The following is a 12,424-nucleotide window of genomic DNA, read 5'->3' as shown; positions in this document are numbered from 1 at the left end:
AAAAAATCCCGCTTTCACAGTTTACTGGATTGATAACAATCTTTGGTTACGTTTCGAAAGATGCTCCTTGTAAATATACAAATCAATCTAATTCGTTGCTCAACTTCCCGAAGAAATTTCTGACAGTTCCAGCCACCGCAACTCCTTATTGTCAATATCTTGTGCAATGGTGCCAATACGTTCCGTCAGCCGTTGCAACTCATCGAATGGCAAGCCCGGCTGGTTCAGCTTTTCCATGATTTCCGCCCGTTCCGCTTCAAGCGATGCAATGTCTTTTTCCAAACCGTCAAACTCACGCTGCTCGTTATACGAAAGGCGGCGGCCTACCTTTGCCGGTGCTGCTTTTGGGGCTGCCGCAACGGGTTCTTTTTTCTCTTCTTTTTCCTCCGCTTCCTGCGTCTTCAGCCACTCGCGGTACTGGCTGTAGTTGCCAGGGAAATCGCGGATGGCGCCTTCGCCTTCAAACACGAGCAGGTGATCCACCAGCCGGTCCATAAAATAGCGGTCGTGGCTAACAATGATGAGGCAGCCGCCAAACTCCGACAGAAAGTTTTCCAACACCGCCAGCGTGGGCAGGTCCAAGTCGTTGGTCGGTTCGTCGAGAATCAAAAAGTTGGGGTTGCGAAATAGAATGGAAAGCAGGTGCAGGCGCCGCTTTTCGCCACCGCTCAATTTAGAGATATATGTGTATTGCTGCTCGGGCGGAAACAGGAACAGGTTGAGGAACTGCGCCGCACTGAGCGATCCGCCACCCGCCAGCGGAAAGCTTTCTGCCAGGTTTTTTACAAACTCAATTACCCGCATGTCGTCTTTGATCTCCAAGCCTTCCTGCGAGTAGTTGCCAAACACCACCGTATCGCCAATATTGATTTTGCCGCTGTCGGGTTCTTCCTGGTGCTGCAGCATTTTGATAAAGGTGGATTTGCCCGCACCGTTTTTGCCCACAATGCCCACCCGTTCGCCTTTTTTAAAGGTGTAGTCAAAGCCTTTCAGGATGGTTTTTTCACCGTAGCTTTTGTACACTTTTTTCAGTTCGGCAATTTTACCGCCCAGGCGGTTCATTTTTGCCTGCAGCTCCATTTGCGCTGTTTCCAGTTGCTGCTTTGCTTTTTTCTCTACTTCGTAAAAAGCGTCCTGACGGCTTTTGCTTTTGGTGGTGCGGGCCTTGGGTTGTTTACGCATCCATTCCAACTCTTTGCGGTAGAGGTTGCGGGCTTTATCGATGGATGCGGCCTCGCTTTCTTCACGGGCTGCTTTTTTCTCCAGGTAATTGGCGTAGTCGCCTTTGTAGGTGTACAGCATGCCGCGGTCGAGCTCCCATATTTCATTACAAACCGCATCCAGGAAATATCGGTCGTGGGTAACCAGCAGCAGCGTTACGTTTTCTTTGTTGAGGTAATGCTCCAACCATTCCACCATTTGCACATCCAGGTGGTTGGTGGGTTCGTCCATAATGAGCAGCACATGGCGATGCTCAAAACCAATATCAATGAGGGTGCGGGCCAGGGCTACGCGTTTGCGCTGGCCGCCGCTCAGCGTAGATACATTTTGCTGCAACTGGTGGATGTTGAGCTTGCCCAGTATCTGCTTTACTTTCGATTCAAAATCCCAGGCACCCAGTTCGTCCATTTGTGCCAGGCAAGCGCCCAACTCGGTATCGTTCTGCGCTTCCACAGCCGCTTCGTACCGCTTGATGGCGTTGAGCACGGGGTGTGCGTGGTGAAAAATATTGTCGAGCACCGTGCGGCCCTCCAGCATATTGGGGTTTTGCTCAAAGTAGGCCACCTCGGCGTCTTTGTGCACCCACACTTTGCCGCCATCGGCCACGTCTTTACCGGCAATGATCTTGAGCAGGGTGCTTTTGCCGGCGCCGTTGCGGGCCACCAGCGCTATTTTATCGCCTTCGGAAATATGAAATGAAATATCCTCAAAAAGGGGCTTAACGCCATACGATTTGGTTAAGCCTTCGGCCGACACATAATGCATGGCGCAAAAATAACCCGTGCCGGGCAGGAATGGCGAAGAATATCGAACAGATGAACAAGGGGAGGAATGTCGAACAGATGAGCAAGGAATATCGAACAGAAGAAGTGAGGGAAGAATATCGAATGTGGAACAAAGTCTGATGGGTGGAAAATGAAACAGCCAATAATCAGTAATTAAAAAATGAATAATTACTGATTACTGGCTGTTGACCAAATGGAGCAGCTTTAAGCAGCTCCAACTTCGTCGTTCATCTGTTCCGTGGTCGTCTGTTCGACACTTCGCTAGCGATCGCTGCCGAGATTGCGGAGCCAATGAACAACGTCGTCGCGGGTTTTACCCAGTTTGTTCTGGATGCGGCCGTATAATTCTTCCTGCTTGCCTTCTTCGTAGCGCAGGTCGTCATCGGTGAGGTCGCCATGAGCTTGTTTGGCTTTGCCTTTCAGCTCATGCCATTTTCCTTCAAATTCCCATCTGTCCATAGTTGTAGGTTTTTGGGGTAGGGTTAAAATATTCGTGCCAAAAGGAACCAATGATGAACCAGTGATTTGTATGATTTGGAAGGATTTTTAAGATGGGTTCAAAATATTTGCAAGCTGATGCTGTTGTTAAAGAAGTGATTTTTGCATCCGTATACGCCAATCATACCCATCCTTTCCAATCTCACAAATCACTGGTTTTAGGGAGCATCAGGTACAAGCAATGCGGTAATATGCGGGCACGCACCTCGCGGAGCCGGCCGCGGTACTCGCCGTCTACCTGGAAATAGCCACGGTGTTTGGCCTTCAGGTGCAGTCGTTTTGCCGACACAATTTCCACATGCTCTTCCGGAAAATTCCGGTGGTTCATCAGCACTTTCAGCACCGCCCAAAAATTGAGGCGCCGCACAATCACAATTTCAAATTGCCCGTCGTCGATTGCGCCTTTCGGGTTGATGGTCACTCCGGTGCCATACATGCGGGCATTGGCCAGCACAATCATATAGGCATTTCGGCGCAGCACGCCTTCGTCGGTTTGTATGGTGGCTTTGATGATCCGTTTGTTCCACAGCATTTTGAAAATGGATCGCCCATAGCCCCACATACCGCGGCCCGGCGAATCGTCGAAATATTTTACCAGCATGGCATTCAGCCCCATATCGGCCAGGTGAATGCATATTTCCTCGCCATTTACTTCAATGGCATCAATGGGCCGTCGTTCTCCGTTGAGGATCACGTTCAGCGCTTCTTCTTTATCAATGGGCAGGCCCAGTTCGCGGGCCATGCCGTTGGCCGATCCGGCAGGCAAAATGCCCATCGTCATTTCGGTGCCTTTGATGATTTCGGCTACCAGCTTCACGGTGCCATCGCCGCCCACCGCCACAATTTTATCGGGTTGAATGGTTTGTATATAATGCGCTACAGAAGCGGAGTCGTTGTTGCCGGTGAGTAAAAAAAACTCCATGCTGTGCGGCTGATCCCTGAAATAGTTGCGGATAAACTCCTCCCAATCCTGTTTGGCCTTACCGCCCGAAACAGGATTGATGACGAACAGGAGTTTTTGCGCAGGTTCTTTTTGCATGTTTATTGCGTTTACCCCATTATGCAAAATAATGACCACATTAGGCCAAAGGGGATGCGGATGCGTGCCCGGTTGCTGCATTGGCTGGGGCTGCATTTTGGTTTGCAGGTAAAGGTGTACCACGGTTACGGACACACGGAGCAGATGGTGATCTATGGGCATGTGCTGAAACTGGGCCCCAAACCGCCACGCCGCTACCGCAAAAGTGTGGTACACAATGCCATTGCGTTGTTGCGCCTGTTTATTGTAAAACCCGTGGCCGGCGCTTTGGTGGAAATGGAGTGGGAAGGAAAAAAATACAGCGGCCACACCGATACGGATGGTTTTTTTGCATTTAAGTGGACCGACGATCCGCCGCTGCGTACCGGCTGGCACGATGTGCAGGTAACGGTGCACAGCGCCGAGGGTGTGGCCAAAAACAAAGCGGTGGGGGCGGTGTATGTGCCGCACCAAACGCAGTACGGTTTTATCTCCGATATCGACGATACGTTTCTCGTGTCGCATTCGGCGCATATGGGCCGCCGCTTAAAAGTATTGTTTACCCAAAATGCCCGCAGCCGCAAACCATTTGAAGGCGTGGTGCGGCATTACCAGATGCTGGCACTTGGCAACACCACACCCGATGCGCCCAACCCGTTTTTTTATGTAAGCAGTTCGGAGTGGAACCTGTACGATTATATACTGGAATTTACCGGCGTTAATGGCTTACCCCGTGGTGTGTTCCTGCTTAATGTGCTCAAGGAGTTTGGACAAATTTTTAAAACCGGCCAAAACAACCACCACACTAAGTTTACCCGTATTGTGCGCATTTTGGAGGCCTATCCTTCGCAGCGCTTTGTGCTCTTGGGCGATTCATCGCAGCAGGATCCCTATATCTACGAGTCGCTGGTGCGCCACTTCCCGGGCCGCATACAGGCGGTGTACATCCGCGATGTGTTTGAGCAAAGCCGCGCAAAAGTTCAGGAAGTGCTGATCAAGATCGAGCAGGCAGGCGTACCATATTGCTTTTTCAAACACAGTGAAGAAGCCATTTTGCACTCCCGTAAAATTGGCCTCATCAGCGATAAAGAAATGGCGGTGGGTACCGGCAGTCCTGTTTTGCAACAATAGAATATGGCAGACAGACACTGCTGTATTTTGTTACAATATCATTGGTAAATAAAAGCTGCAACGCAGCACCTGCACCAAAGTGGCATAAGTTTTATACCAACAGGAGCAGCAAAAACAATCAATATGGAGAAGAACCTACAAAACGAAGAAGCCCTGAAGAAATTCAAGAAGATAGTGGAGGATGTGCGGATCTGTATGTTTATTACCAACACCCGCGATGACGATCAGGAGCATACCCGCCCCATGGCCAACGTGGCTGTGGACGATGACGGCAGTCTTTGGTTTTATACCGATATCCGGTCGATAAAAGTAGAAGAGGTAGCAGCCGACCGCGATGTGCACCTCACGTTTGCACACCCCGGCAAAACCAATTATATGGATGTGTGGGGCAAAGGCACCGTTACTACCGACCGCGGGCTGATCAAGGAAAAATGGAGCCCTGTGGTAAAAGCATATTTCCCCGGCGGCGTGGATGACCCCAACCTTGCGCTGCTGAAAGTAACACCAACTGATGTATACTATTGGGAATCGGAAACCGGCAAAATGATGCAGTTTCTGAAAATGGCTACGGCTGCCGTTACCGGCAAAACAGAAGTGGCCAAAGGAGCCGAAGGCAAACTGGATATATAAAAAAAGGGCGGGGGTGAACGGTAGTTTTGCCGCAACGTGATGGTTGCGGGTAGGGCACGGTTCACACCCGTTTTTGTTGTTTACCAAAACTTTGTCCCATGGCGTTTCCCGATGATCGTATCCCGGAACACCATTCCGGCGTACAAACCGACACCGTTTCATCACAGGAGTTTGATACCGAGGCCGCAGCGCAGCAGTTTTATACACAGGTGCAGGAGCGCCTGTTGCAGGTGTGGCGGTGGCAGGAGTGGGCAGGCGCCGGCAGCGCATCGTTTGCCCTTACCGATAGCGCTGGCGCCGTAGTGGAACGCGAACCACAGCCTGGCGACTATTTTAAAATAGACATTCCCGGCCCCGGCCCGCAAACTGGCGACGGCTATGACTGGGTGCGGGTGGAGGCGGTGGAAAAAGAAGACGATTGCACCATTATCAGGGTGCGGCCGGCCAGCAGCCCGCTCAATGAGCATGCAGATGTGGCGCACTTTTTTTCCGATGAAGCTACTTCCAATTTTATAGTGCGGCGGGTTGGCAACACCGTAAGCGCCGAAGTGCATGGCCGCAATGAAAAGCCCAATTTTAGCGCAGAAAAAATAGTGGACAAAGCCCGCAACACCGCCGTGGCTACCGGTGCCGTGACAGCTTTTTCAAAGCTGCAATGGAAGTCGTTGGTTAATGGGTTGGTGGAGCGGTAGGGGTGATGCTTTCTTTATTCCGCTATCAATTTGTATTTCTGAAATTTAGGGTTGTCATGCCGAACTTGTTTCGGCATCCCCTACACCTCGCGGAGTTTACCAAAGCATAAGGAGATGCCGAAACAAGTTCGGCATGACAGATACTGCGTAGCAGAGCTTACTTTTAAAGCAATGCGATTTAATCAATATTGAAATACCACCATTTCATTCTGCACTAGGCTCATCACGAACCGTTTTTTCGTGAACCCCAGCTACGGCTGCACATCAATGTGCAGAAAAATCATCCATTGAAAACGGCAGCGTAACGAAATAAAAAAGGCAGGTTATTTACCTGCCCAATAATCGATTACCAAAACTTTATCGAGGTGCGGCTTGAGCACTTCCACAAAGGCGGCATGCGCCGGATGCGGCAGGTACACTTCGCGGTCTTTTTCCGAAGCAAAACTTACAAAAAAGCAATGCGTAAAACCTTGGGCTAATCCCTCGGGGCTGTTGTTGGTGCCCCACTCAAAACCTCTTACTTCTTTGATCTTGGAAGGCAGTGCACGAAAAGCATCTTCCACTTTTTTTACATCGGCTGCGCTGCTCGTTTCTTTAAACTTAAACAGCACTACATGGCGCAGTAATTTGTCGTTTTGCTGTGCGTTGGTCTGGGTCATAAATAATGCAAACAGTAAGGTGAATATTATTTTCATATGGAAGTTGTTGGAGGGCCAAGATAAGCAAACATGTTTTTGCGCAACGCCCTTGTTTTTAAATTAAGTATGCACGGCTGCGATATTTTATTGCCGCATGTTTTATAATGCCAGTGCTTTTTGCAAAACCGGATCGGTGCCGTTTTCAACATCCGCTGCAGTGTTGGCCACCTGTACCTGCACCGGCACGCCTTTGTCTTCCAGCGGCTGCCCGTTTGTATCAAGGTATAGCTGGTGGGAAAACGTAACTTCCAGCCCGCTGGGCAGCGTCAGGTTGTACATGTCGGAAAACATGCCGGCAGTGGGCATGCCCACCCGCTGTACATGTGGCTGCTGCACCAGCGACAGCGCAAAATCTTCAGCCGAACTGGCGGTGCGGTCGCTGGTTATTAAAACCACATTTTTTAAAAAACGCACACCGCTGTGTGGTGCTAAAAGTTGTGGCGCCGCGGGCCCAAAGCCGCCCGCCGAATCGCGGAGTGCAATGCTGTGTGTAACCGTTGGTGCAGCCAGCAAGCGGCTGGCCATTTCGCGGCCGCCATGCCCGCCGCCGTTGCCCCGCAGGTCGATGATCAATTTTTGTTTGGGCCCATAGGCCACCAATAGGCTATCCCAAAGCCGCAACATTTCAGCCAGGTCTTTTGCTTCTGCTTCATCGCTGTACAAACTTGCTACGGCGCCGAAGCAACGTGTAATGCGGATATACGCCGCATCTGGCGCAGCACCAGTATAAAAAAGCGCCTCTTCTTTGTATTTAGGCCCAACGCCATTGATGGCGCCAAAGCCGGACCGATTAAGGTTTTGATCCACCATGTTCCAAAACTGCGCTTCTCTTCCGCGCATCAGTTCGCGAAAGGCGGAATTGCGGCTGCCGCGGTACAGCACTTCATCCCCTTTTGAAATGGTGATGTGTCTATCGCGGAGTGGCGCCACCATTTTACCCAGTATCTCCACCAGTTCGCTTACGTTTGTTTGTGCCGTTACCGCCGGCCGGAACTGTTTGTAAGCACTGTCCCATTGCACGCCTTTTATATCAAACAGCGCATAGCGTTGCTGAAAGCTTTGCCAAAAGGCTTCGAAATCTTTGGTTGCATCAAACCGGCGGGATGCATGGCGGGCGGTGGAACAGGAAAAAAATAAAAGGAACAGAAAAGGAGCAAATGTGAACTTCATATGGTTGCAATAAAATGCCCGCATTATTGTGCGGGCATCAAATGTAACGGTGCACCTGCAGCAAACGTTACAGGGCGCACCACTTATTTTGCGGCCGGTGCTTTGGGAGCCGCCGGGCCGGTTTTTTCTTCAAACAGTTTCGCGTACAGCGGGCTCTCGGTGTTTTTCCATTTGTCCCAAAAAGTAAAGTATAAGCCGTAATTGTACTTAAACTGCTTGTGGTGCAGCGAGTGATGCGTGGCACCAATCAACCAGCGGCCAAGGAAATGGCGGTGAAAATTTTTCGGGTACACTTCAATGTCCAAATGATTGACCACGGAGCTAAACGTCATCAACGTAAGCTGGATGATGAGCACATACAAATGCATGGGCAAAACCAACAACAATGCGGGCAGGAACAGGGCCTGCAGCAAGCCTTCCAGCGGGTGAAATGAAAATGCGGTCCATGGCGAAGTAATATTGCTATCGTGGTGCACCTTGTGCACGATGCGGAAAATTTTTGGGTGGTGCATCCAGCGGTGCAGCCAATAGTAATACGTTTCGTGGAGCAGCATAGCAATGATCAAACTAACGGGCAGCCACCACAGCGGGTAAGCATGCACGTCATCATACAACTGCGTATAGCCTTTTTGCCACAATACTGCGGTACCCGCACCAGCCACGGCAAACAATGCGGCCGTGATCATGCTCCACTGCACTTCTTTGCGAAACTGGCCTTTTTTATAATCGCGGTGGTTGATCTTTCGGTGCTGCCAGCGGCCCGGTTTGTAGCGGTAAAAAACAACGTGAAACAATCCGGCAATTAAAAAATATCGGCCCACCACCACGGCAAACACCACCACGGTAGCCACTATAAACCAAAGAGGCTGTGAAAAATCGGGAAGTTGCTCCATGAAAATAAAATAAGGTTGATGGTTAATGGCGGCCCGAAATAATAACTCCGATAGGGGTAAAAAGTTCGAAGGAAGTGGAAAGTAAAAAAGGCAAAAGTCGAAAAAGCTGTTGCATGTAACAATCAACTTTTCACGTTTGCCGTTTCACGTTTCACGCCCCGCCATCATTCCGCCGGCAGCCGCAGCACATAAGTTTTGCCGCCACTAACCGTTAACGAACGGCTTTTCAGCCAAGGGTTCATGCTACGCAAAATTTTAAACGTGGTGCCGTTGTCGATGGCAAACTGCGCCAGGTTGGCAATCGAAGCGTTTACCGTTACCTCGCGGTACGGAATTTCTTTGTACAAGTCTTCTTCTGCTACATTAAAGCCCAGTGTTTCGGCGTTTTCCAACAAGTGCTTAAACGTGAGGATGCGGAAAATATACCGGTTGGTTTCCTCCGGCAGCAGCAGGTCGTAATAGTTCATTGTTTGCTGGAATGTAGCCTGCCCGTTGTAGCCGCCCATACCGCAGTTGTACGATGCCGCAGCGGCCGTCCAGTTGCCAAATTTGGCATATGCATTTTTCAAATACTTGCTGGCCGCATCGGTCGATTTGATGATATCCGAACGTTCATCCACCTGCGTGTTGCTGGTGAGGCCATAACCCGGTGCCGTCGCATCCATAAACTGCCAAAACCCTTTGGCTCCGGCCCTCGAAGTGGCACCGCTCAGCAGGTTGCTTTCTGCCACGCACAGGTATTTAAAATCGTCGGGGATGCCATTGGCTTTCAGCCGTTCGGAAATAATGGGGAAATACCGGTTGGACAGTTTTTTTAAATACAACACATTGGCCGGGCTGTAAAAATTAAATAGCAATTCGCGGTCGAACCGCTCCTGCACATCCCACCGCTCCATGGGCACGGCCTCGCCGGCAAAACTCATTTGCTTCGGCAGGGCAGGAGGCGCCCATTTCGCTTCGTTTTGCGCTTTGGTCTTTTCGTCGGTGCGGCGGTCTTCCCTAAAGCCAAACTGCACCACCAGGAACAAGGTAAGCAGGGCGCCAGCGCCAAAATTAAGTATGTGGGCAAGGGTGGGTTTCATACGCGGTAAAGTTGAACGGTTAAGGTCGCAAAAAAGGTGCCTGTGCTGGCGGTGCCGTTTTTACGAACCGTCAAGCTACTAAAAATAAAAAACACCCGCGGCTGCGGGCCCGTTTAATTGGGTGCAGCAGCGGGTGCATTGCGCTTTTTTAAATAAGTGTTAAGCAATCTGGATGGTCCGCGGCGGGCGCTGCTTTGCCTCGTCCTTTTTCGGGATCACCAGCTGCAGCAGGCCATTTTCGTAGCGGGCCGCTATCCGGTCCACGTCCACCACATCTTTCGGCAGCGTAAACATGCGCTGGAACGACTGGTAACTAAACTCGCGGCGGTTGTATCGTTCGCCTTCTTTTTGTTCCCGTTCTTCCTGCCGTTCGCTGCGGATGGTGAGGGTGTTTCCATCCAACTCAACCGAAAAGTCTTCTTTTTTCATGCCCGGCGCCGCCACTTCCACTTCAAAATGTTCGGCAGTTTCCCTGATGTTTACCGCCGGAATAGTGGTGTTGGTGTTCGAGTTGTTGCTCAATCCCCAGTTCCAAAGGTCTTTGGTAAACAGGTCGTTGAAGAGGAGCGGCATATCCATCAGCCGGTCGTTTCTTTTTACGAGTGACATAATTTCCTCCTTTTTTAAATGTTTTAAAAATCTTGTTTCCATAACATTCTAAAAAGAACCGAAACCAGTTCACTTGTTCAAGCAGTGTGCCGGTGGCTTTTTGCTGAAAAATTTGCAGCATCGGGCTGCAAATTTTTCAGCAAGCCTGACCTTTTTGAACCTTTGTGCCATTACATTAAGGCGTTCCTTTAACGGCTTCGTCGCCCTGATCTTCATCCTGCCCCATTGAGGTATGCGCCGTGCGGTCGTCGTCCGCGCCAAAAACCGATTCGCCTTCTTCGTCGGCTGATGAAGCCGTTACATCTGCAAACGATTCCATGCGGGGCACGGTCACGTTTTCCTGGCCCGGAATGTCCGACACATCGGGCAGGTTGATCACCGTTTCTTCCGGTTGCAGGTGCCTGCGGTCGTCGTCGCTTTCCGGCAGGTCGTTGGGTATGGACGAATGCTGCTCGCCGCGGCCCGAGGCCGTATTGCGGTCTTCGTTAGGGCCGCGGTTGTTGTCTGCTGTTGCCATAAGTTTTGCTTTGGCGCAACAACATAAATTTCCATACCGCAATAACGGTATGACTAGTTCAGCAAATACGCACCGGCAAGGCTATTTACTCCGGCCAGTTCGAGGCTGCGTTTTTTCAGCTGGCGCAATTCAATGCTTTCAATAATGCCGTTGGGGCACACCAGCAGCGACACCTGCGGTTTGCGCAGCCATTGGGCTTCTTTAAGCTTACTGAAACGAATTACCCCGATAAAAAACTGGCGCTTGTCGTTGAGGTAAGCTTCTTCAATAAACTCAAAATCATTGCGCTCCACATCGCCGTCGGCGGCATAGCTTACAAACACCCGCAGGTAAAAATCATCGGTGAGGTTGGGGCGCTGCTCCGATTTTAATTTGCGGTATTCGTAGCGGTATTGGTAGCGCAGCGCCGAAATGTCGCTCAGCACGGCCGATGCCGTTGGAAACCGGCCTGCGCCTTTACCGTATAAAAATTGCTTGTCCGAAAAAGAGCTTTCAATCACCACGCCATTGTATTCGTTGCGCACTGCAAACAGCTGGCTTTCGTCGGTAACCAGTTGGGGCAGCACAAAAGCAGCCACATCGCCATTGCTTAACTTTTTGGCTTGCGCTGTGAGTTTAATTTGAAACCCTTTTTCCGCGGCATAACCGGCATCAAAAGCATGGATCTGCGTGATGCCGCGGGTCAGCAGTTCGTCGGGGTTGGCCACAATGCCGTAGCCATGCGCCAGCAAAATGGTGAGTTTGTTTACTGCGTCAAAGCCTTCTACGTCCAGTGTGGGGTCGCTTTCGGCAAAACCCTGGTCCTGCGCCTGTTGCAGCGCTTTGGAATAGGGCAGGCCTTCGGCCAAAATTTTGGTGAGGATATAATTAGTGGAGCCGTTTACAATGCCGCAAATGCCGCGCAGCAGGTCGTTGTCGTAATATTCTTCCAGGTTGCGGATCACCGGGATGGAGCCGCAAACCGATGCTTCGTATAAAAACGGCACATTGTGTTGCTCCTGTAGTTGCAACAGTTCGGGCAGGTGGTGGGCAATCAGTTTTTTGTTGGCGCTTACCACGGCTTTGCCGCTTTTCAGCGCAGTGGTAACAATGCTGTACGCATCATCGGCATTGTCGATCAGTTCCACAATCACGTTGATCTCGGGGTCGTTCAGCAGCAGGGCCGCATCGGTGGTAAACAGGCTGGCCGGTGCATTACGCGGCTTTTCGGGGTGTTTTACACAAATTTTACGGATGCTTGCCTGCAGCGACGGTGTTTGCTGCAATATCTGGTAAATGCCTTCGCCTACTACGCCAAAGCCAAAAAGTCCGATCGTAAGATTGTTTGCACTGCTCATGAAAAAGGGGTGTTTTATTGCCAAAAAAATGGGCGGTTATCAGGTAAAATGCAGGCTTGTCCGGCGGCGCTGTGGGGCATAAAAAAAGCCCTTCCGATAAATCAGAAGGGCGCAATATCATGGGAAAAATAAAGGCTTGGGTT

At 50.6% G+C, this 12,424-nt stretch carries 13 protein-coding genes; 3 read left to right on the top strand and 10 right to left on the bottom strand.

What is annotated here, in order from left to right:
* Positions 1 to 99 precede the first annotated feature (99 nt).
* The 3 genes from DRJ53_RS19940 to DRJ53_RS19930 form a co-directional block, all read right to left on the bottom strand.
* Positions 100 to 1,986: an ABC-F family ATP-binding cassette domain-containing protein gene (locus tag DRJ53_RS19940; RefSeq protein WP_114237437.1), complete on the bottom strand. Its 1,887-nt coding sequence runs from the start codon at positions 1,984 to 1,986 to the stop codon at positions 100 to 102.
* Positions 1,987 to 2,267: 281 nt separating this feature from the next.
* Positions 2,268 to 2,465 carry a CsbD family protein gene (locus DRJ53_RS19935; protein ID WP_114237436.1) on the bottom strand — a complete coding sequence of 66 codons (198 nt, stop codon included), beginning with the start codon at positions 2,463 to 2,465 and terminating at the stop codon, positions 2,268 to 2,270.
* Positions 2,466 to 2,646: 181 nt separating this feature from the next.
* Entirely contained in the window at positions 2,647 to 3,543 is an 897-nt protein-coding gene (locus DRJ53_RS19930; protein ID WP_114237435.1) for a diacylglycerol/lipid kinase family protein, read from the bottom strand.
* A 60-nt stretch (positions 3,544 to 3,603) separates the two neighbouring features.
* Between DRJ53_RS19930 and DRJ53_RS19925 the strand changes: the two genes are divergently transcribed.
* From DRJ53_RS19925 to DRJ53_RS19915, 3 genes are all read left to right on the top strand, one after another.
* The gene (locus DRJ53_RS19925; RefSeq protein WP_241558645.1) at positions 3,604 to 4,653 is read left to right on the top strand and encodes an App1 family protein; all 1,050 of its coding nucleotides are present in this window, start codon (positions 3,604 to 3,606) and stop codon (positions 4,651 to 4,653) included.
* Positions 4,654 to 4,776: 123 nt separating this feature from the next.
* Positions 4,777 to 5,283: a pyridoxamine 5'-phosphate oxidase family protein gene (locus DRJ53_RS19920; RefSeq protein ID WP_114237434.1), complete on the top strand. Its 507-nt coding sequence runs from the start codon at positions 4,777 to 4,779 to the stop codon at positions 5,281 to 5,283.
* A gap of 98 nt (positions 5,284 to 5,381) precedes the next feature.
* Positions 5,382 to 5,975, top strand: a complete 594-nt coding sequence (locus DRJ53_RS19915; protein WP_114237433.1) for a hypothetical protein — start codon at positions 5,382 to 5,384, stop codon at positions 5,973 to 5,975.
* A gap of 323 nt (positions 5,976 to 6,298) precedes the next feature.
* Here DRJ53_RS19915 and DRJ53_RS19910 read toward each other — a convergent pair whose 3' ends face one another.
* The 7 genes from DRJ53_RS19910 to DRJ53_RS19880 all read right to left on the bottom strand — a co-directional run bounded on the left by DRJ53_RS19910 (position 6,299) and on the right by DRJ53_RS19880 (position 12,281).
* Positions 6,299 to 6,670, bottom strand: a complete 372-nt coding sequence (locus DRJ53_RS19910) for a Dabb family protein (RefSeq protein WP_114237432.1) — start codon at positions 6,668 to 6,670, stop codon at positions 6,299 to 6,301.
* Positions 6,671 to 6,772: 102 nt separating this feature from the next.
* Complete coding sequence (locus DRJ53_RS19905) at positions 6,773 to 7,843, bottom strand: S41 family peptidase (RefSeq protein ID WP_162303942.1); 1,071 nt, start codon at positions 7,841 to 7,843, stop codon at positions 6,773 to 6,775.
* Positions 7,844 to 7,926: 83 nt separating this feature from the next.
* Positions 7,927 to 8,736 (bottom strand): sterol desaturase family protein, encoded by an 810-nt coding sequence (locus DRJ53_RS19900; protein ID WP_114237430.1) that lies wholly within the window; start codon positions 8,734 to 8,736, stop codon positions 7,927 to 7,929.
* 164 nt (positions 8,737 to 8,900) lie between these two features.
* On the bottom strand, positions 8,901 to 9,818 hold the full coding sequence (locus DRJ53_RS19895) for a lytic transglycosylase domain-containing protein (protein WP_114237429.1): 918 nt from the start codon (positions 9,816 to 9,818) through the stop codon (positions 8,901 to 8,903).
* Between the two features lie 159 nt (positions 9,819 to 9,977).
* Positions 9,978 to 10,427 (bottom strand): Hsp20/alpha crystallin family protein, encoded by a 450-nt coding sequence (locus DRJ53_RS19890; RefSeq protein WP_114237459.1) that lies wholly within the window; start codon positions 10,425 to 10,427, stop codon positions 9,978 to 9,980.
* A 175-nt stretch (positions 10,428 to 10,602) separates the two neighbouring features.
* The gene (locus tag DRJ53_RS19885; protein WP_114237428.1) at positions 10,603 to 10,944 is read right to left on the bottom strand and encodes a hypothetical protein; all 342 of its coding nucleotides are present in this window, start codon (positions 10,942 to 10,944) and stop codon (positions 10,603 to 10,605) included.
* 53 nt (positions 10,945 to 10,997) lie between these two features.
* Entirely contained in the window at positions 10,998 to 12,281 is a 1,284-nt protein-coding gene (locus DRJ53_RS19880) for a homoserine dehydrogenase (RefSeq protein WP_114237427.1), read from the bottom strand.
* Between the last annotated feature and the right edge of the window lie 143 nt (positions 12,282 to 12,424).

This window comes from Paracnuella aquatica (genome assembly GCF_003332885.2).
Classification (GTDB): domain Bacteria; phylum Bacteroidota; class Bacteroidia; order Chitinophagales; family Chitinophagaceae; genus Flavisolibacter; species Flavisolibacter aquaticus.
Note: the sequence above shows the minus strand (reverse complement) of the source record. Positions and strands in the feature narration are given on the sequence as shown.